The organism is Kitasatospora sp. NPDC088346 (assembly GCF_044740765.1).
Lineage (GTDB): Bacteria > Actinomycetota > Actinomycetes > Streptomycetales > Streptomycetaceae > Kitasatospora.
The window spans coordinates 56,187-75,073 of record NZ_JBIURH010000019.1; the positions used below are offsets into that span (position 1 = coordinate 56,187).

Sequence of the window (18,887 nt, forward strand, 5' to 3'; positions counted from 1 at the left end):
GGAAGCCGGAAGCCGGAAGCCGGAAGCCGGAAGCCGGAAGCCGGAAGCCGGAAGCCGGAAGCCGGAAGCCGGAAGCCGGAAGCCGGAAGCCGGAAGCCGCGCGGGCCGGGACCGCGACAAGGTTGCCGCGGACCCCGCCGGCCGCCCTACCAGTCGCGCCCGGCGATCTCCTGGATCCCGGGCAGCGCCGCCTCGAAGACCGTCCGGAACCACACCGAGAACGGCTTCTCGGCCTGCAGTTCCTTGAGCTCCTGGGCCGTCACGAACCGGGTCGAGTCGACCTCGTCCGGGTCCGGGTCCAGGTCCGCGGTGACCAGGCCGACGAAGAGGTGGTTCCACTCGCGCTCGATCAGGCCGGACGCCTCGTCGGGCAGGTCGTAGCGGACCGTCCCGGCCTCGCAGAGCAGTGCGGGGGCCGCGCCGAGCTCCTCCGCCGTCCGGCGGGCGGCGGCCACGAAGGGCTGCTCGCCGGGGTACGGGTGGCCGCAGCAGGTGTTCGACCACACGCCGGGCGAGTGGTACTTGCCGAGCGCCCGGCGCTGGAGCAGCAGCCGTCCCTGCTGGTCGAAGAGGAAGACGGAGAAGGCCCGGTGCAGCCGGCCGGGCTGCTGGTGCGCCCAGAGCTTCTCGGCGGTGCCGGTGGTGACGCCCTCGTCGTCCACGAGTTCCAGCAGGATCTCCGCCCCGGGGTCGGTGCCCGGATCCCGGGCGGTGACGCCCGTGGTGAGGTCCGGCCTGCTGGTCGATGGGCTCGTGGGCATGAGGCCCCTTTCGCGCGGGGACCGGAGCCGCCACCCGGGCGTGCGGGCCCGGGTCCGTCCACCCGGTCCGGTGGTCGGCTGCGCCTCGCCGGCGGTCCCCGGAGCGCCGGGGAGCACCAGGGGCGTCGGGGCCCCAGTCTGCCGTATGGCTCACTGTCCGTGCTGGTCCGACGCACATGTGGGCCGTCATCGGCCCGTACCGGTATGGATGAATGGTGAAACTGTTCGAGTGCTGATCGAGTGTGTCGACCGTCCGTTCACCTTCTGGCAAACCTGGTCGATTCCCCGGGCGTCGGGGCGGTCGGACCGGGCTCCGTCCGTGGCGCCCCGGCCCCGTCGGGGACCTTGTCGCGGGGGGCGGTCGTCCGGAATGATGATCCACCCGGATCCCGGTCGCCACCTGCGGGTTCTCCGGGCCGGCGGGCCGCGCCCGGACGGACCGCCCCGGGTCGTCACCGCGCCTTCACAGCCGTCCCGGCCGGGTGCGGGCCGGCCGTCGCGGTCGCCTACCATCACTACGACACGGTGTACCGCCTCCGGGCGGCGCCGGGTCACCGTCCCGGGGGGCCGGTGCGAGGCCCCACCGGGCAGGTCGGCCGGTCCGTGCCCGCCGTTCCCGTCGCGGTGGCCGGGTGCGCCGAGGGCAGTCGCAGGTGGGTGTCCGTCGACACCGCAGCAGCACACGATGAATCAGGAGACACCGCATGATCGGCCTCGTCCTGGCAGCCGGCGCGGGCCGCCGGCTCCGCCCGTACACCGACACCCTGCCCAAGGCCCTGGTGCCGGTCGACGGCGAGCGGACCGTCCTGGATCTCACCCTCGGGAACTTCGCCGAGGTCGGCCTGCGCGAGGCCGCCATCGTGGTGGGCTACCGCAAGGAGGCGGTCTACGACCGCAAGGACGCCCTGGAGCAGAAGTACGGCGTTCGGCTCACCCTGGTCGAGAACGACAAGGCCGAGGAGTGGAACAACGCGTACTCGCTCTGGTGCGCCCGTGACCTCTTCGCCGAGGGCCTGCTGCTGGCCAACGGCGACACCGTCCACCCGGCCTCGGTGCAGCGCACCATGCTGGACGGCAACGACCGCCTGATCAAGGAGGGCCGCAACCCCGGCATCCTGCTGGCCCTCGACACGGTGAAGAAGCTCGCCGACGAGGAGATGAAGGTCGTCGTCGACCCGGCCGCGGGCATGCGACGGATCACCAAGCTGATGGAGCCCACGGAGGCCACCGGCGAGTACATCGGCGTCACGGTGATCAACCCCTCCGCCGCCGAGGACCTCAGCGACGCGCTGCGCGCCACCTTCGAGCGCGACCCGCAGCTGTACTACGAGGACGGTTACCAGGAGATGGTCGACCGCGGCCTGCGGATCGACGTCCAGCCGATCGGCGAGGTCTCCTGGGTCGAGGTCGACAACCACGACGACCTGGCGAGGGCGCGGGAGATCGCGTGCCAGTACTGACCCGCCTGGTCCCCTCGCCGGTCTTCGTCGAGATCCGGTCGGCGGCCCTGGACGCGCTCGGCGGGATCCTCGCCGACCAGCGGCTGTCCGCCTCCGGCCGGATCGCGGTGGCGATCAGCAACGGCTCCGGCGCGGTGCTGCGCGAGCGGCTGGAGCCGCTGCTGCCGGGCGCCGACTGGTACCACGTGCCGGACGGCACGCTCGACAGCGCCGTGCGGCTGGCCGACGAGATGCGGGCCGGGCACTACGACGCCATCGTCGGCCTCGGCGGCGGCAAGATCATCGACGTCGCCAAGTACGCGGCCGCCCGGGTCGGCCTCCCGCTGGTCGCGGTGGCCACCAACCTCGCGCACGACGGCATCTGCTCGCCGGTCTCGACCCTCGACAACGACGCGGGCCGCGGCTCCTACGGGGTGCCGAGCCCGATCGGCATCGTGGTCGACCTGGACGTGGTCCGGCAGGCCCCGCCGCGGTTCGTGGCCGCCGGCATCGGCGACGTCATCTCCAACATCTCGGCCTGCGCCGACTGGGAACTGTCCAGCGCCGTGACCGGCGAACCGGTCGACGGACTCGCGGTCGCGATGGCCCGCGCGGCGGGCGAGAACCTGCTGCGGCACCCCGGCAGCCTGAAGGACCAGGACCTCCTGACGGCCCTGGCGGAAGCCCTGGTACTGTCCGGCATCGCGATGAACATCGCTGGCAGCACCCGGCCGTCCTCGGGCGCCTGCCACGAGATCTCGCACGCCCTGGACGTGCTGTATCCCAAGCGGTCCGCCCAGCACGGCGAGCAGGTCGGCCTCGGTGCGGCCTTCGCCTGCTTCCTGCGGGGCGAGCGCGAGCTGACCGGCCTGGTCGTGGACCGCCTGCGGAGCCACGGCCTGCCGGTGACCGCGGACGAGATCGGCTTCACCGGAGCGGAGTTCACCGAAGCGGTGCACTACGCTCCGAACACCCGTCCGGGCCGTTTCACCATCCTTGAGCACCTCGACCTCTCCCCATCAGACATCAGGGACGCGTACGCCGACTATGTCCAAGCCGTCAACAGCTGACCGCACCGCCGGCAGCCCGGCCGAACCGCCCGCGGTCGACCTCACGGTCCGCCCCTCGATCGAGGAGCTGCGGGCCGTCATCCACCCGGAGGGCATGCTCCAGCGCCGCAGCGCCGAGCACTGGGCGGGCCGCCTCTACATGCGGAAGATCTCGCTGCGGATCACCCGGGTCCTGTCCACCATGACGGTGATCACGCCCAACGGCCTGACCTACCTGATGATGCTCACCGGCGTCCTGGCCGGTGCCGCGCTGCTGGTGCCCGGGATCGCCGGAGCCGTCCTCGGCGCCCTGCTGATCCAGATCTACCTGCTGCTCGACTGCGTCGACGGCGAGGTGGCCCGCTGGCGCCGGCAGACCTCGCTGACCGGTGTCTACCTCGACCGGGTCGGCCACTACATGTCCGAGGCCGCGCTGCTCACCGGCCTCGGCCTGCGGGCCGCCGACCTGTTCCACCGGGAGGGCACGGCCTCGCAGTGGGAATGGGCCTTCCTCGGCACCCTCGCCGCGCTCGGCGCGATCCTGATCAAGTCGGAGACCGACCTGGTCGACGTGGCCCGGGCCCGCAGCGGCCTGACGGCCGTCGAGGACAGTGCCTCGGTGCCGCGCTCGACCGCGGTGGCCAAGGCCCGCCGGGCCGCCTCGCTGCTGAAGTTCCACCGCCTGGTCGGCGCCGTCGAGGCCTCGCTGTTCATCCTGGCCGCCGGCATCGCCGACCAGGTGCACGGCGGGCTGTTCTTCACCCGCCTCGCGGTGGTCGTGCTGGCCGCCATCGCCATGCTGCAGACGGTCCTGCACCTGCTCAGCATCGTCCTGTCCAGCAGGCTCCGGTGACGGCCGCGGACGGCTTCCGGCTGGGTGCCGTCATCATCACCATGGGCAACCGCCCGGCGGAGCTGAACGCGCTGATCGACTCGGTCCGGGCCCAGCAGGGCCCCGAGGTCGAGCTCGCCGTGGTCGGCAACGGCGCTCCCCTGCCACCGCTGCCGGAGGGCGTGCGCAGCGTCGAGCTGCCCGAGAACCTGGGCATCCCCGGCGGGCGCAACGTCGGCATCGAGCTGTTCGGCCGGGACGGGCGGGACGTCGACGCCGTGCTCTTCCTGGACGACGACGGTTCGCTGCCGCTGGAGGACTCCGCCCGGCTGCTGCGGGAGGCCTTCACGGCCGACCCGCGGCTGGGCATCGTCTCCTTCCGGATCGCCGACCCCGACACCGGGGTCACCCAGCGCCGCCACGTCCCCCGGCTGCGCGCCAGCGACCCGCTGCACTCCTCCCCGGTGACCACCTTCCTCGGCGGTGCCAGCGCGGTGCGCAGCGAGGTGTTCAGCACGGCGGGCCAGCTGCCGGCGGACTTCTTCTACGCCCACGAGGAGACCGACCTCGCCTGGCGCGCCCTGGACGCCGGCTGGTCGATCGACTACCGCGCGGACATCGTGCTGCACCACCCGACGACCTCGCCGGGCCGGCACGCCACGTACCTGCACAACGTGGCCCGCAACCGGGTGTGGCTGGCCCGGCGGAACCTTCCGGCCCTCCTGGTGCCTCTCTACCTGGGAACGTGGTTCCTGCTCACGCTGGCCCGCCGTCCCTCGGGTGCGGCGGTCAAGGCCTGGCTGGGCGGTTTCCGGGCCGGGTGGCGGGAGCCCTGCGGGCCTCGCCGTCCGATGCGATGGCGTACTGTATGGCGATTGACCAGGTTGGGCAGACCGCCAGTCATCTGATCGCAGCGGTCGGCAGCCCCCCGCTGCCGGCCGGAATCTCCCCCGTGATCCCAGAGGGTCCGCCCGGTTCCCCATCGTCCCCCGGGGGCGAACCGGCGTCCTGATCCATGAAGGATGAATGTGTCGACAGTGAGTGACTCCGTGAGCCTCTCCACTCCCGTGGGGGCTGATGCGGGTCTGACCCCCCAGCAGCTCGCGGCCAAGTACGGCCTTGAGGTGAGCGGCAAGCGGCCCGGTCTGATCCAGTACGTCAAGCAGCTGTGGCAGCGGCGCCACTTCATCGTGGCCTTCGCCACGGCGCGCCTGGTGGCCCAGTACACGACCGCCAAGCTCGGCCAGGTCTGGCAGGTGCTCACGCCGCTGCTGAACTGCGCCGTGTTCTACCTGGTCTTCGGCGTGATCCTGAAGAGCCGGGAGTCGGTGCCGGTCTACATCGCCTGGCTGTGCGTCGGCGTGTTCGTCTTCCAGTTCTCGCAGAGCGCCATCCAGTCCGGCACCCGGTCGATCTCCGACAACCTCGGGCTGATCCGGGCGCTGCACTTCCCGCGCGCCTCGATGCCGGTCGCGTTCACCGTCATCCAGCTGCAGCAGCTGCTGATCTCGATGGTCGTGCTGGTCGCGATCGTCCTGCTGAGCGGCATCACGCCCGGCCCCACCTGGCTGCTGATCATCCCCGCGCTGCTGCTCCAGTGCGGCTTCAACACCGGGCTCGCCCTGGTGATGGCGCGGGTCGGCTCCAAGGCCTCGGACATCTCCCAGCTGATGCCGTTCATCCTCCGCACCTGGATGTACGTCTCCGGCGTGATGTACAGCGTCCAGGCGCAGATCTCCAGCTACCCCCCGTTCGTGCGGACGATCACCGAGCTCAACCCGGCGTCGGTCTACATGGACCTGATGCGCTACGCGTTCATGCCGGACAGCTTCAACCCGAAGATGTACCCCGGTGGCTACGACGCCGCAGGCAACGCCCAGCCGCACTGGCTGACGCTCCCGAACCACGTGTGGATGATCGCCGTCGCCTGGGCCGTCTTCGCCTTCGTGCTCGGCTTTGTGTTCTTCTGGAAGGCGGAGGAGGAGTACGGCCGTGGCTGACATCGCGACGAACATCAAGGAGGTGCCGGTGGCCGCACAGACCGCCAAGGTGCCCACCGTGGTCGTGGACGACGTGCACATCGTCTACAAGGTGCACGGCGCCGGCGCCGGCAAGGGCAGCGCGACCTCCGCGCTGAGCCGCCTGGTCTCCCGGAAGAAGTCGCCCTCGATCCGCGAGGTGCACGCGGTGCGGGGCATCAGCTTCACCGCCTACAAGGGCGAGGCGATCGGCCTGATCGGCTCGAACGGCTCCGGCAAGTCGACCATGCTGGCGGCCATCGCGGGCCTGCTGCCGACCGAGCGCGGCGGCATCTACACGAACGGCCAGCCGTCCCTGCTGGGCGTGAACGCCGCGCTGATGAACGACCTCACCGGCGAGCGCAACGTGGTCCTGGGCTGCCTGGCGATGGGCATGACCAAGGAGGAGGTGCGCAACCGGTACCAGGAGATCGTCGACTTCTCGGGCATCAACGACAAGGGCGACTTCATCTCGTTGCCGATGCGCACGTACTCCTCCGGCATGGGCGCCCGCCTGCGGTTCTCGATCGCGGCGGCCAAGACCCACGACGTGCTGCTGATCGACGAGGCGCTGGCCACCGGCGACCAGGCGTTCCAGCAGCGCAGCAAGGACCGGATCAACCAGCTCCGCAAGGCCGCGGGCACGGTGTTCCTGGTCAGCCACGACAACAACTCGATCCGCGAGGTCTGCGAGCGGACCATCTGGATCGAGCACGGCGAGCTGGTCATGGACGGTCTCACCGAGGACGTGGTCTCCGCCTACGAGCGGGGCGAGCGCCCCTGACCGCCCGCGCACGACACGCGGGGGCCGGTGCCGGAACACTCCGGGCACCGGCCCTCCGTCGTGTGCGGGCGCCCTTCCCCCGGACGGCCGGGGACTGCAAGGCTTGAGCCGGACCGGGGACCTCCCCCGACTCGGTGGGTGACGCGTGTCCGAGGCGGGCCGACGGGGTCGGCCGGTGTACAACGGGGGAGTGACGGCAGTGGCGGCTTCAGCAAAATCAGATAACCCGACTGGTGGCGGGGTGGGGGACGGCCCCGGCGGCGCTCCGGGCGACGGCCTGCTCGACGACACCCTCGGCAAGGCCGACCTGGAGAACTTCCCGGTCGCTCCCGGCTTCCTGCCGGCCGCCTGGCGCGGCGACCTGATGTCCGTCTACGGCTTCGCCCGCCTGGTCGACGACGCCGGCGACGGCGACCTGGCCGACCCGGCCGGCACGGCCCGCCTGCTGGGCGTGGAGAGCGCTCCCGCGGACCCGGGCTTCCGCCCGGCCCTGCTGGACGGCCTGGAGCGCGACCTGGACCGGGTCTTCGAGTCGGCACTGCGCCCGGCGGAGCCCGACGCCCGGCCGCTGCACCCGCTGATGCGCGCCCTCGTCCCGGCCGTGGACCGGCACGGGCTGACCCCCGAGCCGTTCCGCCGTCTGATCGAGGCCAACCGGGTGGACCAGACCGCCACCCGCTACCCGACCTACCGGGACCTGCTCGACTACTGCACGCTCTCCGCCGACCCGGTCGGCCGCCTGGTGCTGGCCATCGCCGGCCGCGCCACCCCCGACCGGATCACCCGGTCGGACCAGATCTGCACGGCGCTCCAGATCGTCGAACACCTCCAGGACGTGGCCGAGGACCTGGGCCGCGGCCGGATCTACCTCCCGGCCGAGGACATGGCGCGCTTCCGGGTCACCGAGCAGGACCTCGCCGCGCCCACCGCCGGGCCGCGGGTCCGCGAGCTGATCGCCTTCGAGGCCGCCCGGGCGCGGACCCTGCTCGACCACGGCGCGCCGCTGGTGGGTACGGTTCGAGGAAGGCTCCGACTGCTGTTGGCGGGATTCACCGCCGGCGGGTACGCGGCCCTGTCGGCCATCGAGGCCGCCGGGTACGACGTCCTGGCCCAGCAGGCCAAGCCCGACAAGCGCCGCCTCGCAGTGAAGGCGGCGGCACTCTTCGCGAAGGGAAGGTGAGTGCCCGAGTGGGGGCATCACCACTGGCCTCGGCGCCGGTCATGGCCGCCTACCGGTACTGCGAGGCGGTCACCGCCCTGCAGGCCCGAAACTTCAGCTACGGCATCCGGCTGCTGCCCGAGTCCAAGCGGCTCGCCATGTCGGCGCTGTACGCGCTGGCCCGGCGGGTCGACGACATCGGGGACGGCGAGCTGCCGCCCGAGCGCAAGACCGAACTGCTCGGACAGACCAGGGACCTGCTGGACCAGGTCAGGGCGGGCGCGGTCTCCGAGGAGGACACCGACCCGATCAAGGTCGCGCTGGCCGACGCGGCCCGTCGCTTCCCGATCCCGCTCGGCGGCTTCGACGAACTGATCGACGGCGTCGAGATGGACCTCAAGGGCGTCGAGTACCAGACCTTCGACGACCTCAGGACGTACTGCCGCTGCGTGGCCGGCTCGATCGGACGGCTCTCGCTCGGCGTCTACGGCTGCGAGGACCCTGAGCTCGGCGAGCGCTACGCCGACACCCTGGGACTGGCCCTGCAGCTCACCAACATCCTGCGCGACCTGCGCGAGGACGCCCTCAACGGCCGCACCTACCTGCCCGCCGAGGACCTGGACCGGTTCGGCTGCGGGCAGGGCTTCGCCCTGCCCGAGCTGCCGGCCTCCGCCGACTTCACCGGGTTGGTCGCCTTCGAGGCCGAGCGCGCCCAGCGGGCCTTCGAGGAGGGCCTGCGACTGCTGCCGATGCTCGACCGCCGCAGCCGTGCCTGCACCGCCGCGATGGCCGGGATCTACCACCGGCTGCTGGGCCGGATCGCCGCCGAGCCGGAGTCGGTGCTGCGCGGCCGGGTCTCGCTGCCCGGCTGGCAGAAGGCATACGTGGCACTGTCCGGGCTCGCCGGAGGGCGTTCTTGATTCTCTCGCCAGTTATGTCACGCTGTGTCAGCGCCGATGCACACACGGCAGGGAGAGCGTTGTCCAGCGCCGGGCGACGGAAGGACCACCACAACCACCACCACGACCACGGGGGGAGACGCTGATGTCGGCACGGGTTCCGGCTGCGCAGCCGTCCGCCGTGGTGGTCGGCGGCGGCCTGGCGGGCATCACCGCCGCGCTGCGGCTGGCCGAGGCCGGCCGGCGGGTCACCCTGCTGGAGTCCCGGCCCCGGCTCGGCGGACTCGCCTTCTCGTTCCGCCGCGGTGAGCTCACCGTCGACAACGGGCAGCACGTCTTCCTGCGTTGCTGCACCGCCTACCGGGGCCTGATCGACCGGCTGGGTGCGGGCCGTCTGGTGGATCTCCAGCCCCGGCTGGACGTCCCGGTGCTCGGGGTCGGCGCCGACGGCACGCGGACCCTCGGCCGGCTCAGGCGGGCCGCCCTGCCCGTCCCGCTGCACCTGGCCGGCAGCCTCGCCGGCTACCCGCACCTCGGGCCGGCGGACCGCCTGCGGGTGGTCCGCGCCGCGCTCGCCCTCAAGGCCCTCGACCTGGCCGACCCGGCCCTGGACCGGATCTCCTTCGGGGACTGGCTGCGCCGGCACGGCCAGACCCCGGCCACCCTGGCCGCGATGTGGGACCTGGTCGGCGTCGCCACCCTGAACGCCACCGCCGACCAGACCTCGCTGGCGCTGGCCGCCATGGTCTTCAAGACCGGCCTGCTGTCCGACCCGGGCGCCTCCGACATCGGCATGGCCAACGTCCCGCTCGGCGCGATCCACCACGACGCGGCCCTCGCCGAGCTGGAGCGCGCCGGCGTACGGGTGCTGCTGCGCACCCGCGCGGCCGAGCTCAAGCCCGCGGACCAGCACGCCGTGCGCCTGGAGGGCGGCGAACTGCTCACCGCCGACACGGTGGTGCTGGCCGGTGCCCAGGACGCCGCGGCGGCCCTGCTGCCGCCCGGTGCGATCGAGGCACAGCACCGGCTCACCGAGCTCGGCACCGCGCCGATCCTCAACGTGCACGTGGTCTACGACCGCCGGCTGCTGCGCCGGCCGTTCTTCGCCGCGCTCGGCTCCCCGGTCCAGTGGGTGTTCGACCGGACGGCCCACTCGGGCCTCGCGGTGCCCGGCGCCCAGTACCTGGCGCTGTCCCAGTCGGCCGTCCAGGACGAGATCGACCTGCCGGTGGCCGAGCTGCGCGAGCGCTACCTGCCCGAGCTGGAGCGGCTGCTGCCGGCCGCGCGGGGAGCCGGGGTGCTGGACTTCTTCGTGACCAGGGAGCGCACCGCGACCTTCGACCCGGCCCCCGGCACCGCGGCCCTGCGGCCCGCCGCGCGGACCAACCTGCCCGGTGTGCTGCTCGCCGGGTCGTGGACGGCCACCGGGTGGCCCGCGACCATGGAGGGCGCCGTCCGCAGCGGTCACGCCGCGGCCGACGCCGCGCTGGCCGGATCCACGCCGTCCGGGACCGGCCGGCTGCCGGTCGACCGCGGCGACGGGCGGTGGCCGCGATGACGGCCCGCCCCACCACCACCGACATCGCACCAGACCGGCCGTCCAGTTCGGCCGGGTTCACGCAGGGAGAGGGAACGCACGTGGAGGCACGCACCGGCTCGATCGGTCAGGCGGCGGGGTCCGCACCGGTCAAGGACGCCCCTTCGGTGGTCGAGCTGCTGGCCCGCGGCCGGAGCCTGTGCACCCCGCCGATGCGCTCCACCGTCGCCCGTTTGGCCGCACCGATGGACACCGTCGCGGCGTACCACTTCGGCTGGATCGACCGGGACGGCCGACCGGCCGCGGGCGACGGCGGCAAGGCCGTGCGCCCCGCGCTGGCCCTGCTCTCGGCCGAGGCGGCCGGCGCACCGGCGGAGTGCGGGGTGCCCGGTGGCGTCTCCGTTGAGTTGGTGCACAACTTTTCGCTGCTCCATGATGATCTGATGGACGGTGACGAGTTCCGGCGGCACCGGGCGACGGCGTGGACGGTCTTCGGCCCGGCCCAGGCGATCCTGGTCGGTGACGCGCTGGCCACGCTGGGCACCGAGGTGCTGCTGGACGCCGCGGTCACCGGGAAGGCCACCGCCGCCGACGCGGCCCGCGCCGTCCGCCTGGTCACCACCGCCACCCGCAAGCTGATCGACGGCCAGGCCCAGGACCTCTCCTTCGAGCACCGCGACGTGGTCACCGTCGAGGAGTGCCTGGAGATGGAGGGCAACAAGACCGGCGCCCTGCTGGCCGCCTCGGCCGCCGTCGGCGCGGTGCTGGCCGGCGCGGACGACCGGGTCTCGGACGCCCTCCAGCGCTACGGCCACCACCTGGGCCTCGCCTTCCAGGCCGTCGACGACCTGCTCGGCATCTGGGGCGCCACCGAGGTCACCGGCAAGCCGCACTGGGGCGACCTGCGCCAGCGCAAGAAGTCGCTGCCGGTGGCCGCCGCGCTGGCCGACGGCGGCGAGGCGTCCCGGCTGCTGGCCGAACAGCTCGCCGACCCGAAGAACCGGGGCGAGGAGAGCGAGCCGGTGCTCGCCGCCCGCGCCGCCCTGATCGAACAGGCCGGTGGCCGCGCCTGGACCCAGGACGAGGCCCGCCGCCAGTACGACACGGCCCTCGCCGCACTGGACGAGGTGCCGATGGCCCAAACGGTGCGCGAGCACTTCGTGGCACTCGCCGAATTCGTGGTGGTACGAGAGAGGTGACGTCAAGGTGACAGCAACCGCGGGCGGCCGGCTCGACCCCGAGTACGATCCCGAGCCGGCCGCGGTGGGCACCCGCCCGCCGGTGCCCGACGGACCGGGCCCGCTCCGGACGCAGGTCCCGACCGGACCAAACGATTCTTCACCGGCCGCGGCCGCTCTGGCCCGGGCCACCGCCCACCTGCTCTCCCTCCAGAACGCCGAGGGCTGGTGGAAGGGCGACCTGGAGACCAACGTCACCATGGATGCCGAGGACCTGTTACTGCGACAGTTCCTGGGCATCCGGACCGATGAGCAGACCGCCGCGGGCGCCGCCTGGATCCGCTCCCAGCAGCGCCCGGACGGCACCTGGGCCACCTTCCACGGCGGCCCGCCCGAGCTGTCCGCCACCGTCGAGGCGTACGTGGCGCTGCGGCTGGCCGGGGACGCCCCCGAGGCGGCCCACATGCGGGCCGCCGCCGAGTTCGTGCGCGCCCGCGGCGGCATCGCCGCCGCCCGGGTCTTCACCCGGATCTGGCTCGCCCTGTTCGGCTGGTGGCCCTGGGAGGAGCTCCCCGAACTGCCGCCCGAGCTGATCTTCCTGCCCAGCTGGGCACCGCTGAACATCTACGACTTCGGCTGCTGGGCCCGGCAGACCATCGTGCCGCTGACGGTGGTCTCCGCCAACCGCCCGGTCCGGCCGGCGCCCTTCGCCCTCACCGAGCTGCACACCGACCCGGCCGACCCGCACCCCACCCGGCCGCTGGCCCCCGCCCACACCTGGGACGGCCTCTTCCAGCGCCTCGACCGGCTGATGCACCTCTACCACCGCCACGCCCTGCGCCCGCTGCGCAGGGTGGCGCTCGCCAGAGCCGGCCGGTGGATCGTCGAGCGGCAGGAGTCCGACGGCTGCTGGGGCGGCATCCAACCGCCCGCCGTCTACTCCCTGATCGCCCTGCACCTGCTCGGCTACCCGCTCGACCACCCGGTGATGAAGGCCGGACTGGCCTCCTTCGACGGCTTCACCGTGCACACCGAGGACGGCCGGCGCTGGATGGAGGCCTGCCAGTCCCCGGTCTGGGACACCTGCCTGGCCGCCATCGCCCTGCGCGACGCCGGGCTGCCGGCCGACCACCCGGCCCTGGTCTCCGCCGCCGACTGGATGCTCGGGGAGGAGATCACCACCAAGGGCGACTGGGCGGTCAAACGCCCCGGACTCGCCCCCGGCGGCTGGGCCTTCGAGTTCCACAACGACACCTACCCCGACATCGACGACACCGCCGAGGTCGTCCTGGCGCTGCGCCGGATCGCCCACCCCGACGGCCAGCGGCTGGCCGGCGCGGTGCGCCGCGGCGTCGACTGGAACCTCGGCATGCAGTCACGGAACGGTGCCTGGGGCGCCTTCGACGTCGACAACACCAGCCGGCTCCCGAACAAGCTGCCGTTCTGCGACTTCGGCGAGGTGATCGACCCGCCCTCCGCCGACGTCACCGCCCACGTGGTCGAGATGCTGGCCGAGGTCGGCCTCGCCCACGACCGGCGCACCCGGCGGGGCGTCGCCTGGCTGCTGGCGAACCAGGAGCCGGACGGCTCCTGGTTCGGCCGCTGGGGCACCAACTACGTCTACGGCACCGGCTCGGTGGTGCCGGCCCTGGTCGCCGCCGGACTCACCCCCGGCCACCCGGCCGTCCGCCGGGCCGTCCGGTGGCTGGTGGACCGGCAGAACCCGGACGGCGGCTGGGGCGAGGACATGCGCTCCTACGAGGACCCGGCCGGCTGGGCCGGGCGCGGCGAGTCCACCGCCTCGCAGACCGCCTGGGCACTGATGGCCCTGCTGGCGGCCGGCGAGGAGGGCCGGGTCGTCGAACGCGGGGTGAGCTGGCTGGTGGACACCCAGCTGCCGGAGGGCACCTGGGACGAGCCGCAGTTCACCGGCACCGGCTTCCCCTGGGACTTCTCCATCAACTACCACCTGTACCGGCTGGTCTTCCCGGTGACCGCGCTCGGCCGGTACGTCAACGGCACCCCCCTGGGCGGAGGCAGACCATGACCGAAGGCCCGCTGCTGGTGCTGTGCGCGCTCAGCCCGGAGCTGTGGGCCCTGCGCGGCGGCGACTGGACGGGCGCCCGGGGCGGGCCGCCGGTCCTCGCCCGGACCGGCATGGGACGCCGCCGGGCCGGCCGCAGCGCCGCCCGGCTGCTGGCCGGCGAGGGCTACGGAGCACTGGTGGTGGCCGGGTTCGGCGCCTCGGTGGCCTCCGGCGTCGAACCCGGCGAGGTGATCGTCGCCGACGCCGTCCGCGACACCGACGGCCGGCGCTTCGAACTGGACTCGGCCCCGGCGCTGGCCGAGGCCCTGCGGGCCCGCGGGCTCACCGCGCACACCGGCCTGCACCACACCGCGGACCGGGTGGTCCGCGGCGCCCGGCGGGCCGAGCTGCGCTCCGAGGGGGCGCTCGCCGTCGACATGGAGGCGGCCGCCGTGCTCGCCGCCCGGGCCGAGCTGCGGCCCGGGCTGCCGGCCGCCGTGCTGCGGATCGTGGTCGACACCCCCGAACGCGAGCTGATCCGCCCCGGCACCCTCCCGGCGGGGCTGCGCGCCTGGCGCGCCCTGCGCGCCGCCGTACCGGCGCTCACCGCTTGGCAGGCGGCCGGCGGGCCGTATCCCGCCCCCACCCCCCTCCCGTCCCACCCACAGCCCTCGACGCTCCCTCAGGAGGCGAGCTAGTCATGGCCATGCCGCTGCGTCAGACCATCCGGGTCGGCACCTACCTCATGCAGCAGAAGATCAAGCGGCGGGACAAGTTCCCGCTGATCGTGGAGCTGGAACCGCTCTACGCCTGCAACCTGGCCTGCGAGGGCTGCGGCAAGATCCAGCACCCGGCCGGGGTGCTCAAGCAGCGGATGCCGGTGGCCCAGGCGGTCGGCGCCGTCCTGGAGTCCGGCGCCCCGATGGTCTCCATCGCCGGCGGCGAGCCGCTGATGCACCCGCAGATCGACGAGATCGTGCGGCAGCTGGTGGCCCGCCGCAAGTACGTCTTCCTGTGCACCAACGCGCTGCTGATGCGCAAGAAGCTGGACCGGTTCACCCCCTCGCCGTACTTCACCTTCACCGTGCACATCGACGGGCTGCGCGAGCGCCACGACGCCTCGGTCGCCAAGGAGGGCACCTTCGACGAGGCGGTGGAGGCGATCAAGGAGGCCAAGCGGCGCGGCTTCCGGGTCACCACCAACTCCACGTTCTTCAACACCGACACCCCGCAGACCGTCATCGAGGTGCTCGACTACCTCAACGACGAGCTGCACGTCGACGAGATGATGATCTCCCCGGCGTACGCCTACGAGAAGGCCCCCGACCAGGAGCACTTCCTCGGCGTCGCGCAGACCAGGGAACTGTTCAAGAAGGCCTTCGCCGGCGGCAACCGGCTGCGCTGGCGGCTCAACCACAGCCCGCTCTTCCTGGACTTCCTGGAGGGCAAGGTCGACTTCGAGTGCACCGCCTGGGGCATCCCGAACTACTCGCTGTTCGGCTGGCAGCGCCCCTGCTACCTGATGGCCGACGGCTACGTACCGACCTACCGGGAGCTGATCGAGGAGACCGACTGGGCCAAGTACGGCCGCGGCAAGGACCCGCGCTGCGAGAACTGCATGGCGCACTGCGGCTACGAGCCGACCGCCGTCCTCGCCACCATGGGCTCGCTCAAGGAGTCCCTGCGCGCCGCCCGCGAGACCCTCACCGCCAACCGGAGCGGCTGACGGCGCCCGTGCCCCGGCCGCCCCGCCCGACGGCGGGCCGGGGCACAACAGGCGGGCGGCCCGCCGCGGCCGCAGGCTGGACACCGACAGTCATCGCTTTGAACGAGTCGCGAGGTGAAGCCATGTCACTTCTGCCCACCATCAAGGGGCCCGCCGACCTCAGACGGCTGCCGGTCGAGGACCTGCCGCTGCTGGCCGACGAGATCAGGGACTTCCTGATCGACGCCGTCACCCGCACCGGCGGCCACCTCGGCCCCAACCTCGGCGTGGTCGAACTGACCATCGCACTGCACCGGGTCTTCGACTCACCGCACGACCGCATCCTGTTCGACACCGGCCACCAGGCCTACGTGCACAAGCTGCTCACCGGCCGCCAGGACTTCAGCCGGCTGCGGGCCAAGGACGGCCTCTCCGGCTACCCCTCCCGAGGCGAGTCCGAGCACGACCTGATCGAGAACTCGCACGCCTCCACCGCGCTCGGCTACGCCGACGGCATCGCCAAGGCCAACCAGCTGCTCGGCCGCGCCGACCGGCGCACCGTCGCGGTCATCGGCGACGGCGCGCTCACCGGCGGCATGGCCTGGGAGGCGCTCAACAACATCGCCGACGCCAAGGACCGCCCGCTGGTCATCGTCGTCAACGACAACGAGCGCTCCTACGCCCGGACGGTCGGCGGCCTGGCCCACCACCTGTCGACGCTGCGCACCACCCAGGGCTACGAGCGGTTCCTGGCCCGCGGCAAGGAGGCCCTCCAGCGCACCCCGCTGGTCGGACAGCCGATCTTCGACGCGCTGCACGGCGCCAAGAAGGGCTTCAAGGACGCCTTCGCCCCGCAGGGGCTGTTCGAGGACCTGGGCCTGAAGTACCTCGGGCCGATCGACGGCCACGACATCGGCGCGGTCGAGCAGGCGCTGCGCCAGGCCCGGCACTTCGGCGGCCCGGTGATCGTGCACTGCCTGACCGTCAAGGGCCGCGGCTACCGCCCGGCCGAGCAGGACGAGGCCGACCGCTTCCACGCCGTCAACCCGATCGACCCGTACACCTGCCTGCCCATCTCGCCGTCCGCCGGGACCTCCTGGACCTCGGTCTTCGGCGGCGAGATGCTCGCGCTCGGCGCCGAGTACCCGGACGTGGTCGCGATCACCGCCGCGATGCTCCAGCCCGTCGGCCTGGCCAAGTTCGCCGCGGCCTACCCGGAGCGGACCTTCGACGTCGGCATCGCCGAGCAGCACGCCGTGGCCAGCGCCGCCGGCCTCGCCACCGGAGGCCTGCACCCGGTGGTCGCGGTGTACGCGACCTTCCTCAACCGGGCCTTCGACCAGGTCCTGATGGACGTCGCCCTGCACCGGCTCGGCGTCACCTTCGTGCTGGACCGCGCGGGCGTCACCGGGAACGACGGCGCCTCGCACAACGGCATGTGGGACATGTCGATCCTGCAGGTCGTCCCCGGCCTGCGGCTGGCCGCCCCGCGCGACGCCGAACAGCTGCGCACCCAGCTGCGCGAGGCGGTGGCCGTCTCGGACGCGCCGACCGTGCTGCGCTTCCCCAAGGGCGACCTCGGGCCGGCGGTGCCCGCCGTCGAGCGGATCGGCGGTGTCGACGTCCTCCAGCGCACCGGCCCCAACCCCGACGTCCTGCTGGTCGCCGTCGGCGCGATGGCGACCGCCTGCCTGGACGCCGGCGCCCTGCTGGCCGCCGAGGGCTTCACCTCCACCGTGGTCGACCCGCGCTGGGTGAAGCCGGTCGACCCGGCGCTGGTCTCGCTGGCCGCCGCCCACCGGCTGGTCGTCACCGTCGAGGACAACGGCCGGGCCGGGGGAGTGGGCGCGGCGATCGCCCAGGCCATGCGCGACGGCGGGGTGGACACCCCGTTGCGCGACCTCGGCATCCCGCAGGAGTTCCTGAACCACGCCGGCCGGGGCGAGATCCTGGAGCAGATCGGGCTCACCGGCACCGGCGTCGCGGCCCAGACCGCCGCCTTCGCCAAGCACCTGCTGCCGATCCGAGGAGCGAACCCGCACCATGCCGGCTGACCGTCCCGCCCGCCCGCTCGACCTGGCCGCCCTGATCGCCGAACGCGGCGCCGAGCGGTACGAGCTGCAGACCGCCCACCTGAACCCGCAGCTGTCCCGGATGCTGCACACGATCGGCTTCGACAAGTACTACGAGCGCGCCGAGGGCCCGTACTTCTACGACGCCGAGGGCAACTCCTACCTCGACATGCTGGCCGGGTTCGGCATCTTCGCCCTCGGCCGGCACCACCCCGTGGTCCGGGACGCCATCCACCAGGTGATCGACCTCGACCTTCCCGACCTCACCCGCTTCGACTGCTCGCCGCTGCCCGGCCTGCTGGCCGAACAGCTGCTCTCGTACGCCCCGGGCCTGGACCGGGTGTTCTTCGGCAACAGCGGCACCGAGGCGGTCGAGACCGCGCTCAAGTTCGCCCGGTACGCCACCGGGAGGCGCCGGGTGCTGTACTGCGACCACGCCTTCCACGGCCTGACGGCCGGGTCACTGTCGGTCAACGGCGAGGCGGGCTTCCGCAAGGGGTTCGAGCCGCTGCTGCCGGACACCGCGATCCCGCTCGGCGACCTCGGCGCGCTGGCCGAGGAGCTGAGGCGCGGCGACGTCGCGGCGCTCATCGTGGAGCCGATCCAGGGCAAGGGCGTGCACGCGGCGCCGCCCGGCTGGCTGCGGTCCGCGCAGACCCTGCTGCACGAGCACAAGGCGCTGCTGATCTGCGACGAGGTGCAGACCGGCATCGGGCGCACCGGCGACTTCTTCGCCTACCAGCACGAGGAGGGCGTGCTGCCGGACCTGGTGTGCGCGGCCAAGGCGCTCTCCGGCGGGTACGTGCCGGTGGGCGCAACCCTGGGCAAGGGCTGGATCTTCGAGAAGGTCTACTCCTCGATGGACCGGGTGCTGGTGCACTCCGCCTCGTTCGGCTCCAACGCGCAGGCGATGGCGGCCGGTCTGGCGACGCTGCAGGTGATGCGGGACGAGAAGGTGGTGGAGAACGCCCGGCAGGTCGGCGACCTGTTCCGGGAGCGGCTGACGGCGCTGGTGGACCGGTACGAGCTGCTGGCCGAGGTGCGCGGCCGCGGGCTGATGATCGGGATCGAGTTCGGCCGGCCGAGGTCGCTCAAGCTGCGGACCGGCTGGACGGCCCTGCAGGCCGCCCGCAAGGGCCTGTTCGCGCAGATGGTGGTGGTCCCGCTGCTGCAGCGGCACCGGATCCTCACCCAGGTCTCCGGGGACCACCTGGAGGTGATCAAGCTCATCCCGCCGCTGACCATCACCGAGCGGGAGGTGGACCGCTTCATGACCGCCTTCACCGAGGTGATGGACGACGCGCACCGCGGCAGCGGGCTGATGTGGGACTTCGGGCGGACCCTGGTCAAGCAGGCCGTCGGCAGCCGGTGACCGGGTGAGCCGGTGGCCGGGGTCAGGGGCGCGGGAGTCCCGCGCCCCTGAGGGCG

Annotated in this window: 17 protein-coding genes; 16 read left to right on the forward strand and 1 reads right to left on the reverse strand. The window is 72.8% G+C overall.

Annotation, left to right across the window (positions count from 1 at the left end):
• Positions 1-146: 146 nt before the first annotated feature.
• Positions 147-761 carry an isopentenyl-diphosphate Delta-isomerase gene (idi, locus tag ACIOFR_RS23590; RefSeq protein WP_401000376.1) on the reverse strand — a complete coding sequence of 205 codons (615 nt, stop codon included), beginning with the start codon at positions 759-761 and terminating at the stop codon, positions 147-149.
• Positions 762-1,001: 240 nt separating this feature from the next.
• Between idi and ACIOFR_RS23595 the strand changes: the two genes are divergently transcribed.
• The 16 genes from ACIOFR_RS23595 to ACIOFR_RS23670 all read left to right on the forward strand — a co-directional run bounded on the left by ACIOFR_RS23595 (position 1,002) and on the right by ACIOFR_RS23670 (position 18,831).
• Complete coding sequence (locus ACIOFR_RS23595) at positions 1,002-1,469, forward strand: DUF5941 domain-containing protein (RefSeq protein WP_401000378.1); 468 nt, start codon at positions 1,002-1,004, stop codon at positions 1,467-1,469.
• Positions 1,466-2,221 carry a sugar phosphate nucleotidyltransferase gene (locus ACIOFR_RS23600; protein WP_401000380.1) on the forward strand — a complete coding sequence of 252 codons (756 nt, stop codon included), beginning with the start codon at positions 1,466-1,468 and terminating at the stop codon, positions 2,219-2,221. The genes ACIOFR_RS23595 and ACIOFR_RS23600 overlap by 4 nt, the downstream gene beginning before the upstream one ends.
• Positions 2,209-3,270, forward strand: coding sequence for an iron-containing alcohol dehydrogenase family protein (locus tag ACIOFR_RS23605; protein WP_401000382.1), 1,062 nt, complete (start codon positions 2,209-2,211; stop codon positions 3,268-3,270). The genes ACIOFR_RS23600 and ACIOFR_RS23605 overlap by 13 nt, the downstream gene beginning before the upstream one ends.
• A gap of 94 nt (positions 3,271-3,364) precedes the next feature.
• A complete protein-coding gene (locus tag ACIOFR_RS23610; RefSeq protein ID WP_401000515.1) occupies positions 3,365-4,102 on the forward strand; it encodes a CDP-alcohol phosphatidyltransferase family protein in 738 nt (245 codons plus the stop codon).
• Between the two features lie 41 nt (positions 4,103-4,143).
• Positions 4,144-4,989 carry a glycosyltransferase family 2 protein gene (locus tag ACIOFR_RS23615; protein WP_401000517.1) on the forward strand — a complete coding sequence of 282 codons (846 nt, stop codon included), beginning with the start codon at positions 4,144-4,146 and terminating at the stop codon, positions 4,987-4,989.
• Between the two features lie 114 nt (positions 4,990-5,103).
• Positions 5,104-6,081, forward strand: a complete 978-nt coding sequence (locus ACIOFR_RS23620; RefSeq protein WP_401000384.1) for an ABC transporter permease — start codon at positions 5,104-5,106, stop codon at positions 6,079-6,081.
• Complete coding sequence (locus ACIOFR_RS23625) at positions 6,074-6,883, forward strand: ABC transporter ATP-binding protein (protein WP_401000386.1); 810 nt, start codon at positions 6,074-6,076, stop codon at positions 6,881-6,883. The genes ACIOFR_RS23620 and ACIOFR_RS23625 overlap by 8 nt, the downstream gene beginning before the upstream one ends.
• Before the next feature lie 241 nt (positions 6,884-7,124).
• Entirely contained in the window at positions 7,125-8,063 is a 939-nt protein-coding gene (hpnC, locus tag ACIOFR_RS23630) for a squalene synthase HpnC (RefSeq protein ID WP_401000388.1), read from the forward strand.
• A gap of 41 nt (positions 8,064-8,104) precedes the next feature.
• On the forward strand, positions 8,105-8,962 hold the full coding sequence (gene hpnD, locus ACIOFR_RS23635) for a presqualene diphosphate synthase HpnD (RefSeq protein WP_401000519.1): 858 nt from the start codon (positions 8,105-8,107) through the stop codon (positions 8,960-8,962).
• Positions 8,963-9,086: 124 nt separating this feature from the next.
• Entirely contained in the window at positions 9,087-10,499 is a 1,413-nt protein-coding gene (hpnE, locus tag ACIOFR_RS23640; RefSeq protein ID WP_401000392.1) for a hydroxysqualene dehydroxylase HpnE, read from the forward strand.
• 80 nt (positions 10,500-10,579) lie between these two features.
• A complete protein-coding gene (locus ACIOFR_RS23645; protein WP_401000394.1) occupies positions 10,580-11,677 on the forward strand; it encodes a polyprenyl synthetase family protein in 1,098 nt (365 codons plus the stop codon).
• Positions 11,678-11,684: 7 nt separating this feature from the next.
• Positions 11,685-13,703, forward strand: coding sequence for a squalene--hopene cyclase (gene shc, locus ACIOFR_RS23650; RefSeq protein WP_401000396.1), 2,019 nt, complete (start codon positions 11,685-11,687; stop codon positions 13,701-13,703).
• A complete protein-coding gene (locus ACIOFR_RS23655; protein WP_401000398.1) occupies positions 13,700-14,380 on the forward strand; it encodes a 1-hydroxy-2-methyl-2-butenyl 4-diphosphate reductase in 681 nt (226 codons plus the stop codon). Before shc ends, ACIOFR_RS23655 begins: the two co-directional genes overlap by 4 nt.
• A 2-nt stretch (positions 14,381-14,382) precedes the next feature.
• Positions 14,383-15,408 carry an adenosyl-hopene transferase HpnH gene (hpnH, locus tag ACIOFR_RS23660; RefSeq protein WP_401000400.1) on the forward strand — a complete coding sequence of 342 codons (1,026 nt, stop codon included), beginning with the start codon at positions 14,383-14,385 and terminating at the stop codon, positions 15,406-15,408.
• A 122-nt stretch (positions 15,409-15,530) separates the two neighbouring features.
• Positions 15,531-17,441, forward strand: coding sequence for a 1-deoxy-D-xylulose-5-phosphate synthase (gene dxs, locus ACIOFR_RS23665; protein ID WP_401000402.1), 1,911 nt, complete (start codon positions 15,531-15,533; stop codon positions 17,439-17,441).
• A complete protein-coding gene (locus ACIOFR_RS23670; protein WP_401000404.1) occupies positions 17,431-18,831 on the forward strand; it encodes an aspartate aminotransferase family protein in 1,401 nt (466 codons plus the stop codon). Before dxs ends, ACIOFR_RS23670 begins: the two co-directional genes overlap by 11 nt.
• Positions 18,832-18,887 lie beyond the last annotated feature (56 nt).

Excerpts from the sequence above, each read along its gene's own strand:
- ACIOFR_RS23620 (WP_401000384.1), top strand. The coding sequence starts at position 5,104 with ATGAATGTGTCGACAGTGAGTGACTCCGTGAGCCTCTCCACTCCCGTG.
- dxs (WP_401000402.1), top strand. The coding sequence starts at position 15,531 with ATGTCACTTCTGCCCACCATCAAGGGGCCCGCCGACCTCAGACGGCTG.
- hpnD (WP_401000519.1), top strand. The coding sequence starts at position 8,105 with ATGGCCGCCTACCGGTACTGCGAGGCGGTCACCGCCCTGCAGGCCCGA.
- ACIOFR_RS23610 (WP_401000515.1), top strand. The coding sequence starts at position 3,365 with ATGCTCCAGCGCCGCAGCGCCGAGCACTGGGCGGGCCGCCTCTACATG.
- ACIOFR_RS23615 (WP_401000517.1), top strand. The coding sequence starts at position 4,144 with ATGGGCAACCGCCCGGCGGAGCTGAACGCGCTGATCGACTCGGTCCGG.
- idi (WP_401000376.1), bottom strand. The coding sequence starts at position 761 with ATGCCCACGAGCCCATCGACCAGCAGGCCGGACCTCACCACGGGCGTC.
- hpnE (WP_401000392.1), top strand. The coding sequence starts at position 9,087 with ATGTCGGCACGGGTTCCGGCTGCGCAGCCGTCCGCCGTGGTGGTCGGC.
- ACIOFR_RS23655 (WP_401000398.1), top strand. The coding sequence starts at position 13,700 with ATGACCGAAGGCCCGCTGCTGGTGCTGTGCGCGCTCAGCCCGGAGCTG.
- hpnH (WP_401000400.1), top strand. The coding sequence starts at position 14,383 with ATGGCCATGCCGCTGCGTCAGACCATCCGGGTCGGCACCTACCTCATG.
- ACIOFR_RS23600 (WP_401000380.1), top strand. The coding sequence starts at position 1,466 with ATGATCGGCCTCGTCCTGGCAGCCGGCGCGGGCCGCCGGCTCCGCCCG.
- ACIOFR_RS23670 (WP_401000404.1), top strand. The coding sequence starts at position 17,431 with ATGCCGGCTGACCGTCCCGCCCGCCCGCTCGACCTGGCCGCCCTGATC.